At 71.2% G+C, this 25,531-nt stretch carries 25 protein-coding genes; 16 read left to right on the top strand and 9 right to left on the bottom strand.

Annotation, left to right across the window (positions count from 1 at the left end):
- Positions 1-68 precede the first annotated feature (68 nt).
- Positions 69-1,136: a nicotinate-nucleotide--dimethylbenzimidazole phosphoribosyltransferase gene (cobT, locus tag OIE12_RS09005; RefSeq protein ID WP_329133540.1), complete on the top strand. Its 1,068-nt coding sequence runs from the start codon at positions 69-71 to the stop codon at positions 1,134-1,136.
- A gap of 197 nt (positions 1,137-1,333) precedes the next feature.
- On the opposite strand, the gene OIE12_RS09000 is transcribed toward cobT, so the two are convergent.
- On the bottom strand, positions 1,334-2,536 hold the full coding sequence (locus OIE12_RS09000) for a bifunctional adenosylcobinamide kinase/adenosylcobinamide-phosphate guanylyltransferase (RefSeq protein WP_329133538.1): 1,203 nt from the start codon (positions 2,534-2,536) through the stop codon (positions 1,334-1,336).
- A gap of 125 nt (positions 2,537-2,661) precedes the next feature.
- On the opposite strand from OIE12_RS09000, the gene OIE12_RS08995 reads away from it, so the two are divergent.
- A complete protein-coding gene (locus OIE12_RS08995; RefSeq protein WP_329133536.1) occupies positions 2,662-2,901 on the top strand; it encodes a hypothetical protein in 240 nt (79 codons plus the stop codon).
- Between the two features lie 30 nt (positions 2,902-2,931).
- Here the strand turns inward: OIE12_RS08995 and OIE12_RS08990 are convergent, their stop codons facing one another.
- From OIE12_RS08990 to OIE12_RS08980, 3 genes are all read right to left on the bottom strand, one after another.
- Positions 2,932-4,002, bottom strand: a complete 1,071-nt coding sequence (locus OIE12_RS08990; protein ID WP_329133534.1) for a S1C family serine protease — start codon at positions 4,000-4,002, stop codon at positions 2,932-2,934.
- A gap of 215 nt (positions 4,003-4,217) precedes the next feature.
- Positions 4,218-4,931: a class I SAM-dependent methyltransferase gene (locus tag OIE12_RS08985; RefSeq protein WP_329133532.1), complete on the bottom strand. Its 714-nt coding sequence runs from the start codon at positions 4,929-4,931 to the stop codon at positions 4,218-4,220.
- A gap of 83 nt (positions 4,932-5,014) precedes the next feature.
- Positions 5,015-5,659, bottom strand: a complete 645-nt coding sequence (locus OIE12_RS08980; RefSeq protein ID WP_329133530.1) for a DUF3043 domain-containing protein — start codon at positions 5,657-5,659, stop codon at positions 5,015-5,017.
- 272 nt (positions 5,660-5,931) lie between these two features.
- On the opposite strand from OIE12_RS08980, the gene OIE12_RS08975 reads away from it, so the two are divergent.
- The 4 genes from OIE12_RS08975 (at position 5,932) to OIE12_RS08960 (ending at position 9,048) form a co-directional block, all read left to right on the top strand.
- The gene (locus tag OIE12_RS08975; RefSeq protein WP_443053781.1) at positions 5,932-6,738 is read left to right on the top strand and encodes a PspA/IM30 family protein; all 807 of its coding nucleotides are present in this window, start codon (positions 5,932-5,934) and stop codon (positions 6,736-6,738) included.
- 79 nt (positions 6,739-6,817) lie between these two features.
- On the top strand, positions 6,818-7,096 hold the full coding sequence (gene pspAA, locus OIE12_RS08970; protein ID WP_329133527.1) for a PspA-associated protein PspAA: 279 nt from the start codon (positions 6,818-6,820) through the stop codon (positions 7,094-7,096).
- A gap of 48 nt (positions 7,097-7,144) precedes the next feature.
- Positions 7,145-8,368, top strand: coding sequence for a sensor histidine kinase (locus OIE12_RS08965; protein WP_329133525.1), 1,224 nt, complete (start codon positions 7,145-7,147; stop codon positions 8,366-8,368).
- Entirely contained in the window at positions 8,365-9,048 is a 684-nt protein-coding gene (locus OIE12_RS08960; RefSeq protein ID WP_329133523.1) for a response regulator transcription factor, read from the top strand. Before OIE12_RS08965 ends, OIE12_RS08960 begins: the two co-directional genes overlap by 4 nt.
- Before the next feature lie 20 nt (positions 9,049-9,068).
- On the opposite strand, the gene nadA is transcribed toward OIE12_RS08960, so the two are convergent.
- The gene (gene nadA / locus OIE12_RS08955; protein ID WP_329133521.1) at positions 9,069-10,265 is read right to left on the bottom strand and encodes a quinolinate synthase NadA; all 1,197 of its coding nucleotides are present in this window, start codon (positions 10,263-10,265) and stop codon (positions 9,069-9,071) included.
- A gap of 345 nt (positions 10,266-10,610) precedes the next feature.
- Between nadA and OIE12_RS08950 the strand changes: the two genes are divergently transcribed.
- Positions 10,611-10,967: a HesB/IscA family protein gene (locus OIE12_RS08950; RefSeq protein WP_030382603.1), complete on the top strand. Its 357-nt coding sequence runs from the start codon at positions 10,611-10,613 to the stop codon at positions 10,965-10,967.
- 62 nt (positions 10,968-11,029) lie between these two features.
- On the opposite strand, the gene OIE12_RS08945 is transcribed toward OIE12_RS08950, so the two are convergent.
- Positions 11,030-12,634 carry a hypothetical protein gene (locus tag OIE12_RS08945; protein ID WP_329133518.1) on the bottom strand — a complete coding sequence of 535 codons (1,605 nt, stop codon included), beginning with the start codon at positions 12,632-12,634 and terminating at the stop codon, positions 11,030-11,032.
- A gap of 108 nt (positions 12,635-12,742) precedes the next feature.
- Positions 12,743-12,988: a hypothetical protein gene (locus OIE12_RS08940; protein WP_329133516.1), complete on the bottom strand. Its 246-nt coding sequence runs from the start codon at positions 12,986-12,988 to the stop codon at positions 12,743-12,745.
- A gap of 133 nt (positions 12,989-13,121) precedes the next feature.
- Between OIE12_RS08940 and OIE12_RS08935 the strand changes: the two genes are divergently transcribed.
- Positions 13,122-14,096 (top strand): carbohydrate kinase family protein, encoded by a 975-nt coding sequence (locus OIE12_RS08935; RefSeq protein WP_329133514.1) that lies wholly within the window; start codon positions 13,122-13,124, stop codon positions 14,094-14,096.
- Between the two features lie 212 nt (positions 14,097-14,308).
- Here the strand turns inward: OIE12_RS08935 and OIE12_RS08930 are convergent, their stop codons facing one another.
- Positions 14,309-15,697: a cysteine desulfurase/sulfurtransferase TusA family protein gene (locus tag OIE12_RS08930; protein ID WP_329133513.1), complete on the bottom strand. Its 1,389-nt coding sequence runs from the start codon at positions 15,695-15,697 to the stop codon at positions 14,309-14,311.
- 303 nt (positions 15,698-16,000) lie between these two features.
- Between OIE12_RS08930 and ctaC the strand changes: the two genes are divergently transcribed.
- The 4 genes from ctaC to OIE12_RS08910 all read left to right on the top strand — a co-directional run bounded on the left by ctaC (position 16,001) and on the right by OIE12_RS08910 (position 20,513).
- Entirely contained in the window at positions 16,001-16,993 is a 993-nt protein-coding gene (gene ctaC / locus OIE12_RS08925) for an aa3-type cytochrome oxidase subunit II (RefSeq protein ID WP_443053780.1), read from the top strand.
- Positions 16,990-18,726 carry an aa3-type cytochrome oxidase subunit I gene (gene ctaD, locus OIE12_RS08920; protein WP_329133511.1) on the top strand — a complete coding sequence of 579 codons (1,737 nt, stop codon included), beginning with the start codon at positions 16,990-16,992 and terminating at the stop codon, positions 18,724-18,726. The genes ctaC and ctaD overlap by 4 nt, the downstream gene beginning before the upstream one ends.
- Positions 18,723-19,121: a cytochrome c oxidase subunit 4 gene (locus tag OIE12_RS08915; protein ID WP_030382610.1), complete on the top strand. Its 399-nt coding sequence runs from the start codon at positions 18,723-18,725 to the stop codon at positions 19,119-19,121. The genes ctaD and OIE12_RS08915 overlap by 4 nt, the downstream gene beginning before the upstream one ends.
- 129 nt (positions 19,122-19,250) lie before the next feature.
- Positions 19,251-20,513, top strand: coding sequence for a L,D-transpeptidase (locus tag OIE12_RS08910; protein ID WP_329133509.1), 1,263 nt, complete (start codon positions 19,251-19,253; stop codon positions 20,511-20,513).
- Between the two features lie 192 nt (positions 20,514-20,705).
- On the opposite strand, the gene OIE12_RS08905 is transcribed toward OIE12_RS08910, so the two are convergent.
- On the bottom strand, positions 20,706-21,104 hold the full coding sequence (locus OIE12_RS08905) for a hypothetical protein (RefSeq protein ID WP_329133507.1): 399 nt from the start codon (positions 21,102-21,104) through the stop codon (positions 20,706-20,708).
- A gap of 181 nt (positions 21,105-21,285) precedes the next feature.
- Here OIE12_RS08905 and ctaE point away from each other — a divergent pair, with 181 nt between their 5' ends.
- From ctaE to qcrB, 4 genes are all read left to right on the top strand, one after another.
- On the top strand, positions 21,286-21,906 hold the full coding sequence (ctaE, locus tag OIE12_RS08900) for an aa3-type cytochrome oxidase subunit III (RefSeq protein WP_030382613.1): 621 nt from the start codon (positions 21,286-21,288) through the stop codon (positions 21,904-21,906).
- Positions 21,907-21,978: 72 nt separating this feature from the next.
- Positions 21,979-22,791 (top strand): cytochrome bc1 complex diheme cytochrome c subunit, encoded by an 813-nt coding sequence (gene qcrC / locus OIE12_RS08895; RefSeq protein ID WP_329133502.1) that lies wholly within the window; start codon positions 21,979-21,981, stop codon positions 22,789-22,791.
- A complete protein-coding gene (qcrA, locus tag OIE12_RS08890) occupies positions 22,788-23,855 on the top strand; it encodes a cytochrome bc1 complex Rieske iron-sulfur subunit (protein ID WP_329133500.1) in 1,068 nt (355 codons plus the stop codon). Before qcrC ends, qcrA begins: the two co-directional genes overlap by 4 nt.
- Entirely contained in the window at positions 23,852-25,492 is a 1,641-nt protein-coding gene (gene qcrB, locus OIE12_RS08885; RefSeq protein ID WP_329133498.1) for a cytochrome bc1 complex cytochrome b subunit, read from the top strand. Before qcrA ends, qcrB begins: the two co-directional genes overlap by 4 nt.
- The last annotated feature ends 39 nt before the right edge of the window (positions 25,493-25,531 follow it).

Raw genomic sequence — 25,531 nt, 5'->3', positions numbered from 1 at the left:
CACCGGTGCAACGACGTGCCCCCGACGTGGCGCGGGCCCGTCCGTGCGCTGCCGGTACTGTTCGGCGAATGAGCTCGCTTAATCTCGACGACTTCACCGATCTGATCGAGCGCCCCGACGGCGGGGTGCGCCGCGACGCCGAGGCGCACCGGGAGAGTCGGATCGTGCCCCCCGGGGCGCTGGGCCGCCTGGACGAGCTGGGCGAGTGGCTCGCCGCGGCGCAGTCCGCGGTGCCGGTGCGGCCGGTCGAGCGGCCGCGCGCGGTGCTGTTCGCGGGCGACCACGGGGTCGCCGCGCTCGGGGTGTCGGCCCGGCCCGCGGGCGAGGCCGTGCGGCTGGTGCGGGACGTACTGGACGGGGCGGGCCCGGCGGCGATCCTCGCCCGCGGGGCCGGGGTGCCCGTGCGGGTGGTCGACCTGTCCCTGGACTGCGACCCCGAGGAGCTGCCGGCCGAGGTCGTACGGCACCGGGTGCGGCGGGGCAGCGGGCGCATCGACATCGAGGACGCGCTCAGCATGGAGGAGGCCGAGGCGGCGTTCCGGGCCGGGATGGCGGTCGCCGACGAGGAGGCCGACGGCGGGACGGACCTGGTCGTCCTCGGCGACATCAGCGTCGGTGGTACGACGCCCGCGGCCGTGCTCATCGCCGCGCTGTGCGGGACCGACGCGTCGGTGGTGACCGGGCGGGGCGGACAGGCCATCGACGACCTCGCGTGGATGCGCAAGTGCGCGGCGATCCGGGACGCGCTGCGGCGGGCGCGGCCGGTGCTGGGGGATCAGCTCCAGCTGCTCGCGACGGTCGGCGGGGCCGATCTCGCGGCGATGACCGGGTTCCTGTTGCAGTGCGCCGTGCGCAAGACGCCGGTGATCCTGGACGGGGTGGTCTCGGCGGCCTGCGCGCTGGTGGGGCAGCGGGTGGCGTTCCGGGCGCCGGACTGGTGGCTCGCGGGGCAGAGCAGTGGGGAGCCGGGGCAGGCGAAGGCGCTGGACCGGATGGCGATCGAGCCGTTGCTCGACCACGGGGTGACGGTGGGCGAGGGCGCGGGCGCGCTCCTGGCGCTCCCCCTGGTCCGCGCCGCCGCGTCCCTGGCAGCGGAGCTGCCGGCCCGGCCGACGGATCCGGCAGAGCCGGAGTGACGGGGGCGGGGAAGTTTTTTCGCCCCCGCCGCCCCTTCCCTTCCCATCCCTTCAAGGGGCTCCGCCCCTTGGACCCCGTTGCGCAGTTCCCCGCGCCCCTTGATAGGGGCGCGGGGAACTGCGCATCTTTCGGGGGTCCGGGGGCTTGCCCCCGGGGACGGGAAGGGTAGGGGCGGCGGGGGCGAGGAAAGAAGTGGTCAGCCGCGCAGCGCGAGGGGCTGGCCGGCGATCACCAGGAGGACCGTTTCGCATTCCGCGGCCACCGCCGCGTTCAGGCGCCCCAGTTCGTCGCGGTAGCGGCGTCCCGACGCCGTCGCCGGGACGATCCCGGACCCCACCTCGTTGGACACCGCCACCACCGTCCGCCGAGCCCCCCGCACCGCCCCCGCCAACTCCTCCACCCGCCCCCGCAACGCTTTCTCCCCGCCCCCGCCCCACTCCGCGTCGTCCCACGCGTTCACCGCGTCCATCGCATCGGTCAGCCACAGCGACAGACAGTCGATCAGCAGCGGCGGCCCGCTCTCCCCCAGCAGCGGCACCAGATCGCACGTCTCCACCGTCCGCCACGACCCCGGCCGCCGCTCCCGGTGCGCGGCCACCCGCGCCGCCCACTCGGTGTCTCCGCCCCGCGCGCCCCCCGTCGCCACGTACAGCACGTCGGGGAAGGACTCCAGCCGCCGCTCCGCCTCCACCGACTTCCCCGACCGCGCCCCGCCGAGCACCAGCGTGCGGCGCGGCACGTCGGGCACGTCCTCGTAGACGCCCACCGTCAGCGTCGTCCCGTCCGGCACCGCCCGCGCCCCCGCCGCCGCGAGCCGCCGCCGCGTCTCGGCGCCCGGCGGCACGTCGTGGTCGAGGTGCACGGCGACCACGTCCGTCGTCGGCCCCACCGCGCCCACCGCCCGCAGCCGGGCCAGCGCGTCGGGGCGGCCCAGCACGTCGGCGACGACCATGTCGTACGTCTCGGCCGCCCCGTTCTCCAGCCCGGCCGGCGCACCCCCGGGCGGCAGGTACAGCAGCCGGGTGCCGTCCGGGCCGGTCACCGCGTACCCGGTGCCCGGCGCGTCCAGCGCCACCGCCCGCACCCGGTGCCCGGTGAGCAGCGCCAGCTCCCGCCCGTCCGGCACCCGCCCGGGCTGCGGCAGCCCCGCCGGGACCTCCACCGCGGGCCCGTCGTGCGGATGCGAGAGCAGCACCTGCCGTACGCCGCCCAGCGAGCGCCCCGCGCGGGCCGCCGCGAACGCTGCGCCCGGCGTCAGGTCCAGCAGCAGCGTGTCGTCGACGAGCAGCGCGGTCGCCGCGCGCGCGTCCGCGCCGAGGGAGGTCGCGCAGGCCGCGCAGGGACAGTCGGGGCGGGGCAGGCCCGCAGGGGCGCCGGTGCCGAGCAGTGTCAGTTCCACGGACCCGATTTTCACTTGTCTCCACCCGTCCCCGCAGATCGGGCACGCCCGACTAGGCTGCGCAGCGGGGGCCGGACCATGATCGGGCTCCCGCTGTGCAGTGTGCTCACACCTTGGAGGCGTACATGGCGGCATGGACGTGGCGGTTCGAGAAGGCCGACGGGGCGGAGGTCGAGCCCGCGGTCGTGCCGGAGGAGTTCACCACGCAGGGGGATGCCGAGTCCTGGATCGGGGAGCACTTCAGGCAGCTGCTGGAGGGCGGCGCCGACCAGGTGCGGCTGTTCGAGGACGGCACGCAGATCTACGGTCCGATGAGCCTGCACGCCGAGGAGGCACAGGCGGAGGAGGAGCCGCAGGAGTCGTAGCGGCCAGGTGGGAAGCGGCAGGGGCCGGCGTCACTGCTCGCCCAGTGTCACGCCGGCCGTCCTGCGGTCGCCGCCCCGCGTGTACGTCACCGTCGTGCGGTCGCCCGGCTTCTTGCCGGCCAGCGCCTCGGCGAGCGAGGTGAGGGTGGTGACCCGGGTCCCGCCGAGTCCGGTGATGATGTCACCCGACCTCAGCCCCGCCTTGTCGGCCGCGCCGCCCTTGGTGACGTCCACGACCGCGACCCCCGCCGGCTGATAGTCGTCACCGACCACGGTCCGGGCCGTGATCCCGAGCGCCGCCCGGCCGGAGTCGGTGACCTTGCCCTCGCTCACGATCTGGTCGGCGATCGTCTTCACCATCGATGACGGGATCGCGAACCCGATCCCTGGCGCCGCGCTGCCGCCCAGGTCGGGGTCGGTCGCGGCGAGCGTGGGGATCCCGACCACCCGGCCGTCGAGGTCCACGAGCGCGCCCCCGCTGTTGCCGGGGTTGATCGCCGCGGAGGTCTGCAACATGTTGGGGATGGTGGCACCCGTGCCGCCGCCCGAGCGGCCCTCGCTGACGGTGCGGCCGGTCGCCGAGACGATGCCCTGGGTCACGCTCGACGACAGGCCGAGCGGGGAGCCCATCGCCAGCACGATCTGGCCGACCGCGACCTTCGTGGAGTCGGCGAAGGAGGCCGCCTTCAGCCTCTGCGGCAGCTTGTCCAGCTTGATGACGGCGAGGTCCTGCTCGGGGTACGAGTACACCAGCCGTGCGGTGAAGGTGTCCTCGCTGTTGGCCGTGGTCACCTTGAACGTCTTCTCGTCGCCGACGACGTGGGCGTTGGTGACGATGTGGCCCTTGTCGTCGTAGACCACCCCGGAGCCGAGGTCCTGGCTGGCCCGGATCTGCACGACCGAGGGCAGGACGTCCTTGATGACCTTCTGGTAGTCGCTCTGGAGGTCGTTGGCGGCCATGGGGCGGGTGGCGGGGGTGGCGGTCGCGGCGCGGGGTTCGTCCCCGGAGTCACCGGAGCCGGGGGAGCAGCCGCCCAGGAGGAGGGCGGCGCAGGCCATGGCGGAGCACGTCGTGAGCGCGCGGCTACGGAAAGCGTCCATACGACGAGTGTGTGGGCGCCCACCGCCCCCGTCCCCCGCTGACCCCCCGAACGGGCCAGCTTTCTCCGCCCCCCTATCGGACCACGGTGAGTGCCCGCGCCCCCGCGGCGGAGCCGCGGAAGCCGGGGCGACCCCTGGTTTTCAGGGGCGCGGGGAACTGCGCGACAAGCCACGACGCAGCCGCAGCCGCCGGAAGCACAGAAGCCCCCGAGCTCTCAGGCGCCCCGTACCCCGCAAAGGTGCAGCAACGCCGCGACCCGGCGGTACGGGTCCGTGCGGCCCGCCCGTTCCTCCGCCGCCAGCAGCGCGCTCAGCGCCCCGTCGGAGGCCGGCGGCTCCGCCCCGTCCGGCGCCGTGTCCGTGAAGACCCGCACGCCGTACCACGCGTGCAACGGCGCCCCGATCCCCGCGAGCGTCGCCGTCAGCGCCTCCAGGCGGTCCGCGCGGACCTCGAGCCCCAGACGATTCGTGTACGCCGTCGTGTCGAACGCGGCGAGCGCCGCCGGCCAGTCGCCGGACAGGCCCGGCCGCATGGCGAGCGCGTCGCCGTTGCGTACCAGCAGGGACAGCAACCCGCCGGGCGCCAGCATCCGGGCCAGCCCCGCCACCAGCGGGTCAGGCTCCTCCACGTACATCAGCACCCCGTGGCACAGCACCACGTCGAAGCTGCCCGGCAGGAAGTGCACGCCGGTGTCGCGGCCGTCGCCCTCGATGATCCGCATCCGCTCGCGGACGCCCTCCGGCTCCGCGGCCAGCGCCTCGTGCGCCACCGACAGCATCCGCGCGTCCCGCTCCAGGCCGGTCACCCTGTGCCCGGCCCGCAGCAGCCGCAGGGCCTGCGTGCCCTGGCCCATGCCGACGTCGAGCACCCGCAGCCGCTGCCCGACCGGGAACCGCCCGGCTATCTGCTCGTCCAGCTGCCGGCCCACCAGCTCCTGCCGGACGACGTCCCGCAGCCCGCCCAGCTTGTCCAGCCAGGCATCGGCCGCGCCCCCGGCGAACTCGTCCGTGCTCAGGGCCGTTCCCCGCGCTTGGCCTGGGGTTTGGGCAGCCGCAGCCGGCGCATCTGGAGCGAGCGCATCAGCGCGTAGGCGACGGCGCCACGCCGGTTCTGGTCCGGGAAGCGGGCGGTCAGCTGCTTGCGCAGCCGGAACGCGGAGACGATCGAGTCGAGCACGATCAGCACGATCACGACCAGCCACAGCAGCAGCGCGATGTTCTGCAGCGAGCCCACCCGCACCAGGCTCAGCGCCAGGATGACCACGGCCATCGGCAGGAAGAACTCCGCGACGCTGAACCGCGAGTCGATGAAGTCCCGCGCGAACTTGCGCACCGGGCCCTTGTCGCGCGCGGGCAGGTACCGCTCGTCGCCGCTGGCCAGCGCCTGGCGCTGGCGCTCCATCGCGGCACGCCGCTCGTCGCGCTGGCGCCGGGCGGCGTCCTTGCGCGTCACCGGCGTGTTGGCGACGCTGCGGCGCTGCGACTGGGCCTCGCTGCGCTTGGGGGTCGGCCGGCCCTTCGGGGCCTGCGGGTCACGGGGCTGCTTGGAGCCGGTCGCGCTCACCTTGTCGGCGACGGCGGCCTTCTCGTCCTTGGCACGGCTACGGAACACAAAGCCCAAGGGTACGGGGTGCATCGGCATGGACCGCAGCCGCATGGGGAACGATCCCGCAACACCATTCGTCTGCAGGGGGAGGGATGCGGCGGTTTCTGGTGGTTGCGCCGGGGGCACTCCGGCGGACCCGGGGGAAAACCCCGCCGTTTCGGGGAGGCACCTACTCCCTGGGCCGGAGCGGAACCGACCGCAGTCGTCCTTGGGGATGACCGCATCACCTCCCGAACAGTGCGGTAATGGAGGCAGGGCCCGTACTGTGGGTTCTGTCGCAGTCGCTGGAGCTGAAGTCCGTCAGAAGGGGGCGCGCGAAGCCCATGAGCGGTGTCATGAAGCGTATGGGGATGATCTTCCGCGCGAAGGCGAACAAGGCCCTTGACCGGGCCGAGGACCCGCGCGAAACCCTCGATTACTCGTATCAGAAGCAGCTGGAGCTGCTCCAGAAGGTGCGCCGCGGCGTCGCCGACGTGGCGACCTCGCGCAAGCGCCTGGAGCTCCAGCTCAACCAGCTCCAGTCACAGTCCGGGAAGCTGGAGGACCAGGGCCGCAAGGCGCTCGCCCTCGGTCGCGAGGACCTCGCCCGCGAGGCGCTCTCCCGCCGCGCCGCGCTCCAGCAGCAGGTCACGGACCTGGAGACCCAGCACCAGACGCTCCAGGGCGAGGAGGAGAAGCTCACCCTCGCGGCCCAGCGCCTCCAGGCCAAGGTGGACGCCTTCCGTACGAAGAAGGAGACCATCAAGGCCACGTACACCGCCGCCCAGGCGCAGACCCGGATCGGCGAGGCCTTCTCCGGCATCTCCGAGGAGATGGGCGACGTCGGCCTGGCCATCCAGCGCGCCGAGGACAAGACGCAGCAGATGCAGGCCCGCGCCGGCGCCATCGACGAACTCCTCGCCTCCGGCGCCCTGGACGACCCCTCCGGCATGGCCAAGGACGACATCCAGGCCGAGCTGGACCGCCTCTCCGGCGGCACGGACGTGGAGCTGGAGCTGCAGCGGATGAAGGCGGAGCTGGCCGGCCCCGCCGAGCAGCGCCAGGCCATCGAGGGCGGCGAGGGCCAGGCCCAGGCGCCGTCCCAGAGCCAGGCCCAGCCGCAGGACACCCCGCGCTTCGACAAGCAGTGACGCCGGGCATCGCCCACAATGCGGTCACGGGCCGCCACGGCCCGATCCGGTCCCACGCGCGCGTCCTGAGGAGGGCGACATGATCGTACGGATCATGGGGGAGGGGCAGGTGAAGCTGGACGACTCCCGCTTCGCCGAGCTCAACAAGCTGGACGACGACCTGCTGGCGGAGGTGGAGGGCGGCGACGAGGCGGGCTTCCGGCGCACCCTGACGGCGCTGTTGGACGAGGTGCGGCGGCTCGGCGAGCCGTTGCCCGCCGACTCCCTGGAGCCGTCCGAACTCATCCTCCCGTCGCCGGAGGCGACGCTGGAGGAGGTCAGGGAGATGCTGTCGGACGACGGGCTGTTGCCGGGGTAGGCATACGTACGGGGCACCGTTCGCAACGCGCCCCGTACCTTTGTCCCCGTGGGCAATCTGTCGCAGGCCCGGTGCTGGCCGTCGAAGCATCCCCTGACGTTCGACGGGGGGCTCGCCGTCGGCGTGTTCGTCTGCATGGTCGCCGGGTCCTTCGTCGACCCGCACGGGGAGCACGGGGTGTCCTGGACGCTGCGCAGCCCCACCCCCCTCAGCCTCGCCCTGATGGTGCCGGCCGCCGCCGCGCTGGTGCTGCGCCGGCTCGCCCCCCTCGCCGTCCTGGCCGTCACCACCGCGCTCTCCCTCGTCGAGCTGATCACCGGCGACCCCCGCGCCCCCGTCTCGATGGCCGCCGTCATCGCGCTGTTCACCGTCGCCGCCGTCACCGACCGCCCCACCACCTGGCGGGTCGGCCTGCTGACCATGACCGTGCTGACCGCCACCGCGATGCTCTCCGGACCGCTGCCCTGGTACACCCAGGAGAACCTCGGCCTGTTCGCCTGGACCGGCATGGCCGCGGCGGCCGGGGACGCCGTCCGCAGCCGGCGGGCGTTCGTGCACGCCATCCGCGAGCGCGCCGAACGCGCCGAGCGCACCCGCGAGGAGGAGGCCCGCCGCCGTGTCGCCGAGGAGCGGCTGCGCATCGCCCGCGATCTGCACGACGTCGTCGCCCACCACATCGCCCTGGTCAACGTCCAGGCCGGGGTCGCCGCCCACGTCATGGACAAGCGGCCCGACCAGGCCAAGGAAGCCCTCGCCCACGTACGGGAGGCCAGCCGCTCGGCGCTGAACGAACTGCGGGCCACCGTCGGCCTGCTGCGCCAGTCCGGCGACCCGGAGGCCCCCACCGAGCCCGCCCCCGGGCTCGCCCGGCTCGACGAACTCGCCGACACCTTCCGCCACGCGGGCCTGCCCGTCGAGGTCGCCCGGGCCGACCACGGCACGATCCTGCCCGCCGCCGTCGACCTCGCCGCCTACCGCGTCATCCAGGAAGCCCTCACCAACGTGCAGAAACACGCGGGCGAGAGCGCCAAGGCCGAGGTCAGCGTCGTCCGCGTGGGCCCGCACGTGGAGGTCACCGTCCTGGACAACGGGGCCGGTGGCGACGACGGCCCCGAGGACGGGGGCGGGCACGGACTGCTCGGCATGCGCGAGCGGGTCACCGCCCTGGCCGGCACCCTCACCGCGGGCCCCCGGTACGGGGGCGGCTTCCGCGTCCATGCGATCCTGCCGCTCGACCGCCGTACTTCCGCCACCACCGAGGACAGCCCATGACGATCCGCGTCCTGCTCGCCGACGACCAGGCGCTGCTGCGGAGCGCGTTCCGTGTGCTCGTGGACTCCGAGCCGGACATGGAGGTCGTGGGGGAGGCCTGCGAGGGCGCGGAGGCGGTGCGTCTGACCCGCGAACGGGCCGCCGACGTCGTCCTCATGGACATCCGCATGCCCGGCACGGATGGTCTTGCCGCCACCCGGCTGATCAGCGCGGACCCCGAACTCGCCCATGTCCGGGTGGTGATGCTGACGACCTTCGAGGTCGACGAGTACGTGGTGCAGTCCCTGCGCGCCGGTGCCTCCGGCTTCCTGGGCAAGGGCTCAGAGCCGGAGGAGCTGCTGAGCGCGATCCGGGTCGCCGCCGGCGGCGAGGCCCTGCTGTCGCCGGCCGCCACCAAGGGGCTGATCGCCCGCTTCCTGGCGCAGGGCGACATGGACGACGACGGCCGCGACCGGGCGCACGCCGAGCGGCTTGCCGCGCTCACCGGGCGCGAGCGCGAGGTGCTCGTCCAGGTCGCGGGCGGCCACTCCAACGACGAGATCGCCGAGCGGCTGGAGGTCAGCCCGCTGACGGTGAAGACGCACGTCAACCGGGCCATGAGCAAGCTCGGCGCCCGCGACCGCGCCCAACTGGTCGTCATCGCCTACGAGTCGGGCCTGGTCCGCCCGCGCACGGACTGACCAGGCCCCCGGGCCGTGCTCTACGGAAGGGCCAGCATCCGCTCGAGCGCCAGCTTGGCGAACGCCTCCGTCTCCGCGTCGACCTCGATCCGGTTCACCAGCGTGCCCTCCGCCAGCGACTCCAGCGTCCACACCAGGTGCGGCAGGTCGATGCGGTTCATCGTCGAGCAGAAGCAGACCGTGCGGTCCAGGAAGACGATCTCCTTGCCCTCGGGGGCGAAACGGTTCGCCAGTCGCCGTACCAGGTTCAGCTCCGTGCCGACGGCCCACTTGGACCCGGCCGGGGCCGCCTGAAGGGCCTTGATGATGTACTCCGTCGAGCCGACGTAGTCCGCCGCCGCGACGACCTCGTGCCGGCATTCGGGGTGCACCAGCACGTTGACGCCGGGGATCCGGGCCCGTACGTCGTTGACCGACTCCAGGCTGAACCGGCCGTGCACCGAGCAGTGGCCGCGCCACAGGATCATCCTGGCTGTCCGCAGCTCCTCCGCCGTCAGCCCGCCGTTCGGCTTGTGCGGGTTGTAGACGACGCAGTCCTCCAGCGACATGCCCATGTCGCGGACGGCGGTGTTGCGCCCGAGGTGCTGGTCCGGCAGGAACAGCACCTTTGTTGTCGAGGGCTCCCCCTGCGCGAAGGCCCACTCCAGGGCGCGCTGCGCGTTGGAGGACGTGCAGATGGTGCCGCCGTGCCTGCCGGTGAAGGCCTTGATGTCGGCGGAGGAGTTCATGTACGACACCGGCACCACCTGCTCGGCGATGCCCGCCTCGGTGAGCACGTCCCAGCACTCGGCGACCTGCTCGGCCGTCGCCATGTCGGCCATCGAACAGCCGGCGGCCAGGTCGGGCAGGACGACCTTCTGCGCGTCGGAGGTCAGGATGTCGGCGGACTCGGCCATGAAGTGCACACCGCAGAAGACGATGTACTCCGCCTCCGGACGGGCGGCGGCGTCCCGGGCCAGCTTGAAGGAGTCGCCGGTGACGTCCGCGAACTGGATGACCTCGTCGCGCTGGTAGTGGTGGCCGAGCACGAAGACCTTGTCGCCGAGCTTCTCCTTGGCCGCACGGGCGCGCTCGACCAGGTCCGGGTCGGACGGCGAGGGCAGGTCGCCGGGGCACTCCACCCCGCGCTCGCTCCTAGGGTCGGCCTCGCGGCCGAGCAGCAGCAGGGCGAGGGGGGAGGGCTGTACGTCGAGCTCGGTGGTCTGGGCGGTGGTCACGACACGCACCCTTTCTGTTCTGCGGCTCGCCGGCCGGGGCACCGGACCGACGGGGCATACGGGTCAAACGGGATCGACAGCACCGACTTCTCGTCGGATTGACGCTATTATCATATCTGCTTCGCGTCAGTTTGACGACGGCCCTCGCGTCCATGTGACGTGAATCCCGGTCGCCCCGAACCGGGAATGCGGGCGTTGTCCCCTCTCCCCGCGTGTGTGCGAGCATGAAGGGAAGAAGGAAGCGGGACGAAACGAGAAAGCAGACGCCCGGCCCGGAATGAAATCCCGGCCCCGCGGGTTGCACTCGTCGGCAAGCAGTCTCCGTACAACCCGGGAGAGATGTAGATGTCCGTATCGGACGAGACCACCACCGTCACCGACGGCATCATCCTGACGGACGCCGCCGCGTCCAAGGTCAAGGCCCTGCTCGACCAGGAAGGCCGTGACGACCTCGCGCTGCGCGTGGCCGTTCAGCCCGGCGGCTGCTCCGGCCTGCGCTACCAGCTCTTCTTCGACGAGCGCTCGCTCGACGGCGACGTGAAGAAGGACTTCGGCGGGGTCGCGGTCGTCACCGACCGCATGAGCGCGCCGTACCTGGGCGGTGCCACCATCGACTTCGTGGACACGATCGAGAAGCAGGGCTTCACGATCGACAACCCGAACGCGACGGGCTCCTGCGCCTGCGGTGACTCCTTCAGCTGACCGTTGCTGACCGACGGCGGCGCCCCCTTCCGAGGGGGCGCCGCCGTCGTTCGTGTGCGTCTCTACCGGGCGGTCGGGCTCGCCGAGGGCAACGGGGTGGTGGCCTTCGGCACCGGCCTGCCGTCCGGGCCCACCACCGTGCGGTCGCCCAGTGGTGCGTCCAGGTGCAGCGTGGCGCGGTAGACCCGGGCGACCGCGATGCACGGCCGCTCCGGGTGGGCCGTGGTCCCGGTGACGGTCACCGTCACCTTCTTCCCGTCCTCGCGCGCGGTGGCCTCGTACGTCGTGCACACGCCGCCCTCGTAGACGACGGTCAGCTCCGTGCCGTCGGCGCGGTAGCCGGTGACGTGCGCGTCGTGGGCGGACGACGACCCGGTCGGGCTCGGCTGGCCGGGGGTCCCGGGCGCCGTCAGGTAACGCGGATCGACCGCCGCGCGGGCCACGGTGGACGTCGTCTCCTCTCCCGCCGGCCGCACCTCGAACAGCCACGACGGCACCAGCACGGGACGCCCCGCCGAGGTGCGCGCGGCCAGCCCGAACTCCGCGTCCTCCACCCGTACGGTCCCGCGCGCGCCGCCGGTGGGGGAGGCGGCGCACGGCGTCTCGTCCCGGTCCTTCAGCGGAACCGGGCTCGCGCAGCCGCCGATGCCCTTGCGGCCGTACGACGTGGTGGCGCCGTTCATCAGCTCCAGCGCCTTCTCGGCGCCGATCACGGGGTACTCGGCGCCCTCCCGGGGAGCGACGAGTTTGCCGCTGCCGCCGACGACCTCGCCCCCGCTGCCGATCTGCAACCCCGTCGTCCACCCGGAGGTGGGCAGTCCGCCCACCCGGGGTTCGGCGTTGACCACCCGGGCTCCCCCCAGGACCTGGCTCGCGTCCAGCTTCGCGTCGTCCTGGCCGACGGCCTTCAGTACGGGGGCGGCCGCCTTCTTCGCGGCTGCCTCGCCGACGGGGTCCGTCGTACCCGTGGTCGATCCGGAGCCGCCGGGCTTGCACGGCCGCCCGCGCGGACAGTCGTCGCCGCCGGGCTGCACCGCGCTGAACGTCCAGGTGCCGGGCGCCTCGCGGTCCACCCGCAGCAGGGGCTCCGCCTCGCCCTTGGCGACGCCCACCTGCCACCGGTCGCCGACCAGCCGCGGGGTCCCGGTCAGCCGCAGCGCCTTCGCCAGCCGGGCCACGTCGTCCTTGGACACCCGCCCCTCGGCCCAGTACACCGCCGCGGAGTCCGGCCCGTCGGGCAGCTCACCGCTCGCGCGGTAGACGGCCCCGTACGGATTCGGCTCACCGACCGCGATGCCGGGGCGCCCGCCGGTGCCGTACCCGTCGAGGGCGAGTGCCGGGGGAGCGGACCCGCCGCCTCCGGGGCCCGCGTCGCCGTCCCCGCCGGAGGCGGTCGCGGCGACATAGGCCCCGCCGCCCGCGACGAGCAGGACGGCGCCCACGACCGCCGCGACGGCCCCACGCCGTCGCCGCGCGGAGGACGCGTCCGGCGCGGTGCCGTCCTGCTCATCACGGGCACCGCTCGGTGGCGTGCCGTCGGGCTCACGGGCGCCGGCGCCGTCGGCGGCCGGCACCTCCGGTGTCTCCGCCGCGCTCGGCGCACCCTCGGGGCCCGCAGCGCCCCGGGGGCCGTTCGGGTCGTCGTCGGTGGGGGGCTCGGTGTTCACCGTGGTGCTCCTTCCGCTCCGCTGCTGTCCCGTGTCGTACGTCGCCTCCCCTGTACGGGGGACGGCGATGGGACGCAGCGGGGGAGCGCACGGTTCCCCCGGGCGCGCTCAGTCGCCGTAGTCGGACATCGCCTCCAGCAGCCGGGCGGAGCCCGCCGGTACGCGTACGCCGTGGATACGGGAGGGGGAGACCGGCGACGCCTTCGCGGCGGCGGGGGCGGTCCAGCGCGGGGCCATCCGGGCGCCGTCACCGGGCAGCGACGCCAGGTCGCCCTCCAGGTCGACCGGGCCGGTCACCGCACCGGCGACCGCGCCGCCGGCCGGGGCACTGCCGTGGAACTCGAGGTTCGTCATGCTCGCACCGTAGGCACGGCCGGGCCCGCGAAGAAAGACCTACTATCGGGTAGTTCCGCCTGCTTCAGCGGCAGGTGCCGACCGGGTAGCGTGAACCGTCAATCCCCCCTCCTCTGAGGAGCGTGCCCTCGCCGTGCGTATCGCAGTCACCGGCTCCATCGCCACCGACCATCTGATGACCTTCCCCGGCCGCTTCACCGATCAGCTCGTCGCGGACCAGCTGCACACGGTCTCCCTCTCCTTCCTGGTCGACAACCTCGACGTACGCCGGGGCGGTGTCGGCGCGAACATCGCCTTCGGCATGGGCCAGCTCGGCACCCGCCCCGTACTGGTCGGCGCGGCCGGCGCGGACTTCGACGAGTACCGGGCGTGGCTGGACCGGCACGGCGTCGACACGGACTCCGTCCGCATCTCCGAGACCCTGCACACCGCACGCTTCGTGTGCACCACCGACGCCGACCACAACCAGATCGGCTCCTTCTACACGGGCGCGATGAGCGAGGCCCGGCTGATCGAGCTGAAGACGGTCGCCGACCGGGTGGGCGGCCTCGACCTCGTCCTGATCGGCGCGGACGACCCCGAGGGGATGCTCCGGCACACCGAGGAGTGCCGCTCGCGCGGCATCCCGTTCGCCGCCGACTTCTCGCAGCAGATCGCCCGGATGAACGGCGACGAGATCCGGATACTGCTGGACGGGGCGACGTACCTCTTCTCCAACGAGTACGAGAAGGGCCTGATCGAGTCCAAGACCGGCTGGACCGACGCGGAGATCCTGGAGCGGGTCGGCCACCGGGTGACCACGCTCGGGGCGCGGGGCGTGCGGGTCGAGCGGGTCGGGGCGGAGCCGATCGAGGTGGGGTGCCCGGAGGAGGAGCGCAAGGCCGACCCCACGGGTGTCGGCGACGCGTTCCGGGCGGGGTTCCTGTCGGGGCTGGCGTGGGGGGTTTCGCTGGAGCGGGCGGCGCAGGTGGGGTGCATGCTGGCGACGCTGGTGATCGAGACGGTGGGGACGCAGGAGTACCGGTTGCAGCGGGCCCACTTCATGGACCGCTTCACGAAGGCGTACGGCGAGGAAGCGGGCGTGGAGGTCAAGACCCACCTGCGATGACGGCCGGGGGAGGGGTTCGCCCGGGAGTTATTCGCCCCCGCCGCCCCTACCCATTCCCGTCCTTTCAAGGGGCTCCGCCCCTTGGACCCCGTGCGCAGTTCCCCGCGCCCCTATCAAGGGGCGCGGGGAACTGCGCAATCTTTTCGGGGGTCCGGGGGCTTGCCCCCGGAGGGACGGGAATGGGTAGGGGCGGCGGGGGCGAGAACCATCCGTCACGACACCCGGCGCACCACATACGCCACCCCCGCACCCCCCTCCACCGCTTCCTCCCCCTCGTACCGCTGCCCCCGCATCTCGCACCACGCCGGAATGTCCAGCCGCGCCGCCTCGTCGTCGGACAGCACCCGCACCACACCCCCCACCGGCACCTCCCCCCACACCTTCGCCAACTCGATCACCGGAATGGGGCACCGCTTCCCGAGCGCGTCGACCACCGCCGAAGAGGCCTTCCCGGCCCCCGGCCGGACCTCCACCGACACCCCCAGCTTCGCCCGCACCCCCTCCACCACCCCCGGCACCACGGACAGAAACCCCTCGACGTCCGCCTCCGCCACCCCCGCCGGCAGCGACACCCGCACATTCCCCTCGCTCAGCACCCCCATCGCCACCAGCACATGGCTCGGCGTCAACGTGCTGCTCGTGCACGACGACCCGGACGACACGGAGTACCCCGCCCGGTCCAGTTCGTGCAGCAGCGTCTCCCCGTCGACATAGAGACAGGAGAACGTCACGATCCCCGGCAGCCGCCGCTCCGGATCCCCCACCACCTCCACGTCCGGCACCAGCTCCGCCACCCGCCCCCGGATCCGCTCCGTCAACTCCCGCAGCCGCAAGGCTTCCTGGGACGCCTCGGCCCGCACCGCCCGCAGCGAGGCGGCCGCCGCCACGATGGCCGGGAGGTTCTCGAAGCCGGGCGCCCGCCCCGACTCCCGCTCGTCGCCCGGGCCGGACGGCGCGAACCGCGTCCCCTTGCGCACCGCTAGCAGCCCCACCCCGGACGGCCCGCCCCACTTGTGCGCACTGGCCGCGAGCAGCGACCACTCCCCGGCCACCGGCCCCCACCCCAGCGACTGCGCCGCGTCGACAAGGAGCGGCACCCCGGCCGCCCGGCAGGCCGCCGCCACCTCGGCCACCGGCTGTTCGGTGCCCACCTCGTGGTTGGCGGACTGCAGACACGCCAGCGCGGTGTCGGGCCGCAGCGCCGCCGCGTACGCCGACGGGTCCACCGCGCCCGTACGGTCGACCCCGACCCGGGTGACCGTCCCGCCGTCCGCCTCGAGCGACTCGGCCGCGTGCAGCACCGAAGAGTGTTCGACCGCTGACACGATCAGGTGGCGTCCGACGCGCCGCCGGCCGCCGAGCGCCCCCGCGATCCCGGAGTGCACCGCCCGGGTGCCGGAGGAGGTGAAGACCAGCTCGTCGGGACGGCACCCCACCGCCTCCGCGGCCGCCTCCCGCGCCGCGTCGAGCAGCAGCCGGGCCCGGCGCCCCTCCCGGTACAGCCGCGCGGGATCGGCCCAGCCCTCGTCCAGGGCGGCCAGCAGCGCCTGGCGGGCCACGGGATGAAGGGGAGCGGCGGAGGCGGCGTCGAAGTAGGGCATGGGCACCACGCTAGGCGCAACGGGAGAAGCACGGCGTCCCCCGTCCCGGACCCGGCCTCAGGCCGCTCCCGGCGCGCCGCCGTTCCGCCGATCCCCGTCCGTCCCACGTCCGTGTTCCGCCCGTGTTCCGCCCCATCAGGGTGACCCGTGACGCGTATGCCACCCTCCCCGCGACCCTCCGAGGGGCGTCGGCTAGGGTTTGGTCCGCATAAACATCAAACCCCTGCCCGACGCAGGGCGGCGACCGACCAGTGAGAAGGCCGCAGCCAACCAGCGCGGGCGAGACACTCGGGAAGGCGCTACGTGAGTCCCAACGGCTCCGACCTCCCCCACGCCGCGGGCGGCGCGGGCGGTACCCCCAAGCCGCGGCGCCCGATGCGGCGGAAGCTGCTGCAGGCGCTGACTGCGGGCCTGGTCCTGGCGACCGCGACCGGTTGCACATACAAGGACTTCCCTCGCCTTGGTATGCCCACCCCGACCACGGAAGAGGCTCCGCGGATCCTCTCCCTGTGGCAGGGCTCCTGGGCGGCCGCGATCGCGGTCGGCTGCCTGGTCTGGGGCCTGATCCTGTGGAGTGCTTTCTTCCACCGGCGCAGCCGCACCAAGGTCGAGGTTCCCCCTCAGACCCGGTACAACATGCCCATCGAGGCGCTGTACACCGTGGTCCCCCTGATCATCGTCTCGGTGCTGTTCTACTTCACCGCCCGGGACGAGACGAAGCTCATGGACACCTCCGCCAAGCCCGACGTGACCATCAACGTCGTCGGCTTCCAGTGGAGCTGGGGCTTCAACTACGTCGAGAACGTCGACGGTTCCACAGGTGACGCGAAGACCGACAAGAACCTGGAGCCGATCCCGGACCGGTTCAAGAAGGACTTCCCGGCCAACGCCGGCGGCGTCTACGACGTCGGCACGCCCGCCTCGAAGAACCCGCAGAACGGCAACCCCGGCCCGACCCTGTGGCTGCCCAAGGGCGAGACCGTCCGCTTCGTTCTCACCTCGCGCGACGTCATCCACTCCTTCTGGGTGCTGCCGTTCCTGATGAAGCAGGACGTCATCCCGGGCCACACCAACGCTTTCCAGGTGACCCCCAACAAGGAGGGCACCTACCGCGGCAAGTGCGCCGAGCTCTGTGGCGTCGACCACTCCCGGATGCTGTTCAACGTGAAGATCGTTTCCCCTGAGCGTTACCAGCAGCATCTCAAGGACCTCGCCAAGAAGGGGCAGACCGGTTACATTCCCGCCGGCATCGCGCAGACGAGCCACGAGAAGAACCGGGAGACGAACAACCTGTGAGCATCCTCAATCAACCCCAGGGTGCCGCGGCAGCAGGATCCCACTACGAGGACGAACTGCCGGTCCGGCGCCAGAACCGCGGCAACGTGGTCGTCAAGTGGCTCACCACCACCGACCACAAGACGATCGGCACGCTGTACCTGGTCACGTCGTTCGTGTTCTTCTGCATCGGCGGCGTCATGGCGCTCTTCATGCGCGCCGAGCTCGCCCGCCCGGGTCTGCAGATCATGTCGAACGAGCAGTTCAACCAGGCGTTCACGATGCACGGCACGATCATGCTGCTGATGTTCGCGACGCCGCTGTTCGCCGGCTTCACGAACTGGATCATGCCGCTGCAGATCGGCGCGCCCGACGTGGCGTTCCCGCGGCTGAACATGTTCGCCTACTGGCTCTACCTGTTCGGCTCGACCATCGCGGTCGGCGGCTTCCTCACCCCGCAGGGCGCGGCCGACTTCGGCTGGTTCGCCTACTCCCCGCTGTCGGACGCGGTCCGCTCGCCGGGCGTCGGCGCCGACATGTGGATCATGGGTCTGGCCTTCTCCGGTTTCGGCACGATCCTCGGCGCGGTCAACTTCATCACCACGATCATCTGCATGCGCGCCCCCGGCATGACGATGTTCCGCATGCCGATCTTCACCTGGAACGTGCTGCTCACCGGTGTGCTGGTGCTGCTCGCCTTCCCCGTGCTGGCCGCCGCGCTGTTCGCCCTGGAGGCGGACCGAAAATTCGGGGCACACGTATTCGATGCCACGAATGGCGGGGCGCTGCTGTGGCAACACCTCTTCTGGTTCTTCGGCCATCCAGAGGTGTACATCATCGCGCTGCCGTTCTTCGGCATCATCAGTGAGGTCATTCCGGTCTTCTCCCGCAAGCCGATGTTCGGCTACATGGGCCTGATCGGCGCGACGATCTCCATCGCCGGCCTCTCCGTGACCGTGTGGGCGCACCACATGTACGTCACCGGCGGTGTGCTGTTGCCGTTCTTCTCCTTCATGACGTTCCTCATCGCCGTCCCGACCGGTGTGAAGTTCTTCAACTGGATCGGCACGATGTGGAAGGGCTCGCTCAGTTTCGAGACCCCGATGCTGTGGGCCACCGGCTTCCTGATCACCTTCACCTTCGGTGGTCTGACCGGCGTCATCCTGGCCTCGCCGCCGATGGACTTCCACATCTCCGACTCGTACTTCGTGGTGGCGCACTTCCACTACGTCGTCTTCGGCACCGTCGTCTTCGCGATGTTCTCCGGCTTCCACTTCTGGTGGCCGAAGTTCACCGGCAAGATGCTGGACGAGCGGCTTGGCAAGATCACCTTCTGGACGCTGTTCGTCGGCTTCCACGGCACGTTCCTCATCCAGCACTGGCTGGGCGTCGAGGGCATGCCACGCCGGTACGCGGACTATCTCGCGGCCGACGGCTTCACCACGCTGAACACGCTGTCGACGATCTTCTCCTTCCTGCTCGGCCTGTCGATCCTGCCGTTCCTCTACAACGTGTGGAAGACCGCCAAGTACGGCAAGCCGGTCGAGGTCGACGACCCGTGGGGCTACGGACGTTCGCTGGAGTGGGCGACCTCCTGCCCGCCGCCGCGGCACAACTTCCTCACGCTGCCGAAGATCCGCAGTGAGTCCCCGGCGTTCGACCTGCACCACCCGGAGATCGCGGCGCTCGACCAGCTCGAGAACACCGGGCACGGCGAGAAGACCCTCGCCGGGAGCAAGGAGGCCGGCAAGTGAAGGTCCAGGGCAAGATGTTCCTGTGGCTGGCGGCCTTCCTGGTCGTCATGGCCATCATCTACGGCGCGTGGTCGAAGGAGCCCGCCGGTACGACGGCGCTCTTCCTGGCCTTCGGCCTGAGCGTGATGATCGGCTACTACCTGGCCTTCACGGCCCGGCGGGTCGACGCGGGCGCGCAGGACAACAAGGACGCGGATGTCGCGGACGACGCCGGTGAGCTGGGCTTCTTCAGCCCGCACAGCTGGCAGCCGCTCGCCCTCGCCGTCGGTGGCGCCCTCGCCTTCATGGGCGTCGTCTTCGGCTGGTGGCTGCTGTTCTTCTCCGCCCCGATCATCCTGATCGGCCTGTGGGGCTGGGTCTTCGAGTACTACCGCGGCGAGAACCGCACCCAGTAACACGCCTCGCACCACCGGGAGCCCGGACACTCCGTCAGGAGCGTCCGGGTTCCTCCGTATGGCCCACCCGCGTCCCCCGTACGGCCCACCCGCCGCGCCGCTCCCGGGGGGCGTCCCTACGTTGAGGCCATGAGTACCTCACCGCGCAGCCGTACGGTCGCCGGCTGCACCCTGCTGGTGGTCTCCCTGGCCGCGGGGCTCAGTGCCTGCGGCGGGGGCGACCATCCGCTCGCGGCCAAGCCGTACGACGCGGGGGACCGGGTCGCCGTCAGCGCCCTGGCGGACGACGGCAAGAAGGCGGACCCGGACAAGCCCCTGGAAGTCACCTCACGGGACTCCGACGGACGCCTCACCGACGTCACCGTCACCGACGCCGCCGGACGCCGTGTGCCCGGCGAACTCACCGCCGACGGCAGCCGCTGGCACAGCACGTCACCGCTGGCCTCGGGCGCCCACTACACCGTCCGCGTCAGCACCGAGGACGAGGACGGCGCCCCCGGGCGCAAGGTCGTCGAGTTCGACACCGGCGCCGGAAAGGCCAAGAAGGTGAACGTCACCTTCGGCCCGGACACGGGCACCTACGGCGTCGGCCAGCCCGTCACCGCCACGCTCAGCGAGCCGGTCAAGAACAGGGCCGCCAGGGCCGTCGTGGAACGCTCCCTGCACGTGAGCGCCCGGCCCGCGGTCGAGGGCGCCTGGTACTGGGTGGACGACACCACGCTCCACTACCGCCCCAAGGAGTACTGGCCCGCCCACACCACCGTCACGGTCTCCAGCGACCTGCACGGGCTGAAGGTGGCCGACCGGCTCCGCGGCGGCGACGCCAAGCCGCTGAAGCTCACCACCGGCGACAAGGTCGTCGCCGCGACGGACGCCGCCACGCACACGATGACGGTCTACCGCAACGACGAGGAGATCAACGAGATCCCCGTCACCACGGGCAAGGCCGGCTTCGAGACCCGCAACGGCGTCAAGGTCGTGCTCGGCAAGCAGTACCTCGTACGTATGCGCAGTACCAGCATCGGCATCGCGGAGGGCTCCGCGGACTCCTACGACCTGCCGGTGTACTACGCCACGCAGGTGACGCTCAGCGGGGAGTACGTCCACGCGGCCCCGTGGTCCGTCGACTCCCAGGGCTCCGCCAACGTCAGCCACGGCTGCACGGGCATGAGCACGAGCAACGCGGAGTGGTTCTACGACACGGTGCGCGCCGGTGACGTGGTGACCGTCGTCAACTCCGACGGCGACACGATGGCGCCGTTCGGGAACGGGTACGGCGACTGGAACCTGTCCTGGAAGGACTGGCAGAAGGGCAGCGCCCTCACCCCGGCGAAGCCGGCGAAGTTGCCGAGCCTCCTCGACAGGGCTCGGCTGCGGCCCCAGGGCGCGTAGTAGCTCGGGGGTTCGCGTTGTTGGGCGGGTGCGGGTGGGTTGGTGGTTGCTCGCGCAGTTCCCCGCGCCCCTAAAAGCCAGGGGGCGCCCCCCCGCTTTCAAGGGGCGCGGGGAACTGCGCGACAAGCCACGACGCGTCCGCACCCGCCAACGCACGCGTACCCCCGAGCTACTGGGCACCCGGCGCAGCCGTCACGCGCTGAGGGCGACCCTCTTCAGGAGGGCGCCCAGCGTCGTGGCGAGGTCGACGGGGTCCACCGGCAGCGTCACGGCCGCGTCCGCCCGACTCCACGTCGCCAGCCACGCGTCCTGCGGCCGCCCCATCAGCACCAGCACCGGCGGGCACTGGAACACCTCGTCCTTGATCTGGCGGCACACCCCCATGCCCCCCATCGGCACGGCCTCGCCGTCCAGCACGCACACGTCGATCCCGCCGCGGTCCAGCTCCCGCAGGACCGCCTCCGGCGTGGCGCACTCCAGGAACTCCACCTCGGGGCCGTCCGGAACGGGCCGCCTGCCGGACGCGAGCCGCACCTGTTCGCGGGTGGTGGAGTCGTCGCTGTAGACCAGCACGGTGGCGGTCGGCTGCATGCTTCCTCCGGAAGACCTCGTCGTCGTGCGGACATGGACCGTTGGGCCGGATGCTACTCCCTCGCACCCGCCCCGGGCAGCGGTCGGAACGGCCCGGCGATGCGCCATCCGGGCAGCGCACGGGGTGCGGACACTCCGAACGGCACCCCCCGGGGTGAGGGCGGGATAAGCGACCGACATAATGTCGGTCGTGGCGACAGCAACGACAGTAGATACCGGGCACGCACACCCGTCGGTCAACCGGCCGAACCTCACCAGCGTCGGAACCATCATCTGGCTGAGTTCCGAGCTGATGTTCTTCGCGGCCCTCTTCGCGATGTACTTCACCCTGCGATCGGTGACCGGCCCCGATCACTGGAAGGAGATGGCGAGCGCGCTCAACGTCCCCTTCTCGGCGACGAACACCACGATCCTGGTGCTCTCCTCGCTCACCTGCCAGCTCGGCGTGTTCGCCGCCGAGCGCGGTGACGTGAAGAAGCTCCGGGGCTGGTTCATCGTCACCTTCATCATGGGCGCGATCTTCATCGGCGGTCAGATCTACGAGTACACCGAGCTGGTCAAGAAGGACGGCATCTCGCTCTCCTCCGACCCGTACGGCTCGGTGTTCTACCTGACCACCGGCTTCCACGGTCTGCACGTGACGGGCGGTCTCATCGCCTTCCTCTTCGTGCTCGGCCGTACGTACGCGGCGAAGAGGTTCACGCACGACCAGGCAACGGCAGCGATCGTCGTGTCCTACTACTGGCACTTCGTCGATGTCGTCTGGATCGGCCTCTTCGCCACGATCTACCTGATCAAGTAGCCGAAGCGCCGAGACCGGCCACCCGACCCTTCCGAAGCATCGACGCAGAAGATCCTGACACCGGGGTAATCCGTGAAAAAGCTCTCCGCACGACGACGCCATCCGCTGGCGGCGATCGTCGTCCTACTCTTCGCGCTGGCGGCCACCGGGGGGCTGTACACCGCGTTCGCGCCCGCGGACAAGGCACAGGCCGACGACACCGCACAGTCCCTCGCCATCGAGGAGGGCAAGAAGCTCTACGAGGTGGGCTGCGCCAGTTGCCACGGCACCGGTGGTAAGGGCAGCTCCGACGGTCCGAGCCTGGTCGGCGTCGGCGCCGCCGCGGTCGACTTCCAGGTCGGCACCGGCCGCATGCCGGCCTCCACCTCGCAGCAGGCGCAGGTCGAGAAGAAGAAGAACATCTACTCGCAGGCGCAGATCGACCAGCTCGCCGCGTACATCGCCTCCCTCGGCGCCGGCCCGGCCGTGCCGACCAAGGACGAGTACAGCCCGGAGGGCGCGGACATCGCCAAGGGCGGTGAGCTGTTCCGTACCAACTGCTCGCAGTGCCACAACTTCACCGGCAAGGGCGGCGCGCTGACGAACGGCAAGTTCGCGCCGAGCCTGGAGGGTGTCGCCCCGAAGCACATCTACGAGGCCATGCAGACCGGCCCGCAGAACATGCCGTCCTTCCCCGACACCACGCTGACGTCCAAGAACAAGCAGGACATCATCGCGTACCTGAAGGCTGTCGACGGCGATGAAACGACCAACCCCGGCGGTCTCGAGCTCGGCGGTCTTGGCCCGGTCAGCGAGGGTCTGTTCGCCTGGATCTTCGGACTCGGCGCGCTGATCGCGGTCGCCGTCTGGGTCGCCGCTCGGACCGCAAAGGCCAAGAAGTCATGAGTAGCCAAGACATTCCAGAAGAGAAGCTGCCCGCCGAGCGGGACCAGGAGCACGAGGCCCACGAGGGCCTGGCCGTCGCGGACGAGGAGAACCCGTTCGCGGACCCCGGTCTGCCGCCGCACGAGCACCGCCGCCAGGACGTGGACGAGAAGGCCGCGAACCACTCCGAGCGCACGGTGGCGCTGCTGTTCACCGTCTCGATGCTGGCCACCATCGGCTTCATCGCCTCCTACGTGGCGATCTCGCCGGACACCTCGATCTACGTGTTCCCGCTGGGGCACATCAGCGCGCTCAACTTCGCGCTGGGCCTGACCCTCGGCGTGGCGCTGTTCGCGATCGGCGCGGGCGCGGTCCACTGGGCCCGCACCCTGATGTCCGACGTGGAGATCGCCGACGAGCGTCACCCGATCGAGGCACCCCCGGAGACCCGCTCGAAGGTCCTCGCCGACTTCAAGCAGGGCGCCAAGGAGTCCGCGCTCGGCCGCCGCAAGCTGATCCGCAACACGATGTTCGGCGCGCTCACCCTGGTGCCGCTCTCCGGCGTCATGCTGCTGCGCGACCTCGGCCCGCTGCCCCACACCAAGCTCCGCCACACCGCGTGGGCCAAGGGCAAGCTGCTGGTCAACATGAACACCAACGAGCCGGTCCGTCCCTCGGACGTGGCCGTGGGTTCGCTGACCTTCGTCAAGCCCGAGGGGCTCGAGGAGCACGACGAGGACTTCCAGACCGAGATCGCCAAGGCGGCCCTGATGATCGTCCGGCTCCAGCCGGAGAACATCAAGGACAAGCAGGAGCTCGACTGGAGCCACGAGGGCATCGTGGCCTACTCCAAGATCTGCACCCACGTCGGGTGCCCGATCTCGCTGTACGAGCAGCAGACGCACCACGTCCTGTGCCCGTGCCACCAGTCCACCTTCGACCTCTCCGACGGTGCCCGAGTCATCTTCGGCCCGGCCGGCCACCCCCTGCCGCAGCTGCGCATCGGTGTGAGCGAGGACGGTTACCTCCAGGCGCTCGGCGACTTCGCGGAGCCCGTCGGTCCTGCTTTCTGGGAGCGCGGATGAGTACTGCAGCAGCCAGCAACGAGCCGCGCAGGCGCGGCAAGGCACCCGCCGGAGAGCGGGTCGCCGACTGGGCCGACGGCCGCCTGGGGATCTACTCCCTGGCCAAGTCCAACATGCGCAAGATCTTCCCCGACCACTGGTCGTTCATGCTCGGTGAAGTCTGCATGTACAGCTTCATCATCATCATCCTGACGGGTGTCTATCTGACGCTGTTCTTCCACCCGTCGATGAACGAGGTCCAGTACCACGGCAGTTACGTGCCGTTGCAGGGCCAGATGATGTCCGAGGCGTTCAACTCGACCCTGCACATCTCCTTCGAGGTGCGCGGTGGTCTGCTGATCCGGCAGATCCACCACTGGGCGGCGCTGATCTTCCTCGCCGGCATGTTCGTGCACATGATGCGCGTCTTCTTCACCGGCGCGTTCCGCAAGCCGCGCGAGGTCAACTGGCTGTTCGGCTTCCTGCTGTTCGTCCTCGGCATGTTCACCGGCTTCACCGGTTACTCGCTCCCGGACGACCTGCTCTCCGGCACCGGTGTCCGCTTCATGGAGGGCGCGATCCTGTCCGTGCCGATCGTCGGCACGTACCTGTCGTTCTTCCTCTTCGGCGGCGAGTTCCCGGGCGGCGACTTCGTGGCCCGCTTCTACTCGATCCACATCCTGCTGCTGCCGGGCATCATGCTCGGCCTGATGGTGGCGCACCTGATCCTGGTCTTCTACCACAAGCACACGCAGTACGCGGGTCCCGGAAAGACCAACAACAACGTCGTCGGCATGCCGCTGCTGCCGGTGTACATGGCCAAGGCCGGAGGCTTCTTCTTCCTGGTCTTCGGTGTCATCGCGGTCGTCGCCGCGATCGCGCAGATCAACCCGATCTGGGCGATCGGCCCCTACCGGCCGGACCAGGTCTCCACCGGCGCCCAGCCCGACTGGTACATGGGCTTCTCCGAGGGCCTGATCCGTGTCATGCCGGGCTGGGAGATCAACCTGTGGGGCCACACGCTCGTCCTGGGCGTGTTCGTACCGCTGATGATCTTCCCGCTGGTCCTGGTCGCCATCGCCGTCTACCCGTTCATCGAGTCCTGGGTCACCGGCGACAAGCGCGAGCACCACATCCTGGACCGCCCGCGCAACGCCCCGACCCGGACCGCGTTCGGTGTGGCCTGGATGACGTGGTACTTCGTCCTGCTGATCGGTGGCGGCAACGACCTGTTCGCCACGCACTTCAGCCTGTCGATCAACGCCATCACCTGGTTCGTCCGGATCGCGTTCTTCGTCGCCCCGGTGATCGCGTTCATCGTCACCAAGCGGATCTGCCTCGGCCTCCAGCGCCGCGACAAGGAGAAGGTGCTGCACGGGCGCGAGTCCGGCATCATCAAGCGCCTGCCGCACGGTGAGTTCATCGAGGTGCACGAGCCGCTCAGCCAGGAGCAGCTGCACACCCTCACGGCGCACGAGCAGTACAGCCCGCTCGAGCTGGGCCCGACGGTCGACGAGAACGGCGTCGAGCGCAAGGTCAAGGGGCCGCAGAAGCTCCGCGCCAAGCTCAGCAAGGCGTACTACGGGGAGGACAACCAGATCCCCAAGCCCACCGTCGAGGAGTACAAGGAGATCACCAGCGGCCACGGCCACCACTGATCGTCCGCTGTCGCCACGCCACGGCGAGAAGGGCCCCGT

Source organism: Streptomyces sp. NBC_00670 (assembly GCF_036226765.1).
In the GTDB taxonomy this organism is placed as follows: domain Bacteria; phylum Actinomycetota; class Actinomycetes; order Streptomycetales; family Streptomycetaceae; genus Streptomyces.
Note: the sequence above shows the minus strand (reverse complement) of the source record. Positions and strands in the feature narration are given on the sequence as shown.

What these genes read in the sequence shown, in the direction of transcription:
- cobT (WP_329133540.1), top strand. Translation starts at nt 69, where the DNA reads ATGAGCTCGCTTAATCTCGACGACTTCACCGATCTGATCGAGCGCCCC.
- OIE12_RS08995 (WP_329133536.1), top strand. Translation starts at nt 2,662, where the DNA reads ATGGCGGCATGGACGTGGCGGTTCGAGAAGGCCGACGGGGCGGAGGTC.
- OIE12_RS08990 (WP_329133534.1), bottom strand. Translation starts at nt 4,002, where the DNA reads ATGGACGCTTTCCGTAGCCGCGCGCTCACGACGTGCTCCGCCATGGCC.
- OIE12_RS08980 (WP_329133530.1), bottom strand. Translation starts at nt 5,659, where the DNA reads ATGCGGCTGCGGTCCATGCCGATGCACCCCGTACCCTTGGGCTTTGTG.
- OIE12_RS08975 (WP_443053781.1), top strand. Translation starts at nt 5,932, where the DNA reads ATGAGCGGTGTCATGAAGCGTATGGGGATGATCTTCCGCGCGAAGGCG.
- pspAA (WP_329133527.1), top strand. Translation starts at nt 6,818, where the DNA reads ATGATCGTACGGATCATGGGGGAGGGGCAGGTGAAGCTGGACGACTCC.
- OIE12_RS08960 (WP_329133523.1), top strand. Translation starts at nt 8,365, where the DNA reads ATGACGATCCGCGTCCTGCTCGCCGACGACCAGGCGCTGCTGCGGAGC.
- OIE12_RS08950 (WP_030382603.1), top strand. Translation starts at nt 10,611, where the DNA reads ATGTCCGTATCGGACGAGACCACCACCGTCACCGACGGCATCATCCTG.
- OIE12_RS08940 (WP_329133516.1), bottom strand. Translation starts at nt 12,988, where the DNA reads ATGACGAACCTCGAGTTCCACGGCAGTGCCCCGGCCGGCGGCGCGGTC.
- OIE12_RS08930 (WP_329133513.1), bottom strand. Translation starts at nt 15,697, where the DNA reads ATGCCCTACTTCGACGCCGCCTCCGCCGCTCCCCTTCATCCCGTGGCC.
- OIE12_RS08910 (WP_329133509.1), top strand. Translation starts at nt 19,251, where the DNA reads ATGAGTACCTCACCGCGCAGCCGTACGGTCGCCGGCTGCACCCTGCTG.
- OIE12_RS08905 (WP_329133507.1), bottom strand. Translation starts at nt 21,104, where the DNA reads ATGCAGCCGACCGCCACCGTGCTGGTCTACAGCGACGACTCCACCACC.
- ctaE (WP_030382613.1), top strand. Translation starts at nt 21,286, where the DNA reads ATGTCGGTCGTGGCGACAGCAACGACAGTAGATACCGGGCACGCACAC.
- qcrA (WP_329133500.1), top strand. Translation starts at nt 22,788, where the DNA reads ATGAGTAGCCAAGACATTCCAGAAGAGAAGCTGCCCGCCGAGCGGGAC.
- qcrB (WP_329133498.1), top strand. Translation starts at nt 23,852, where the DNA reads ATGAGTACTGCAGCAGCCAGCAACGAGCCGCGCAGGCGCGGCAAGGCA.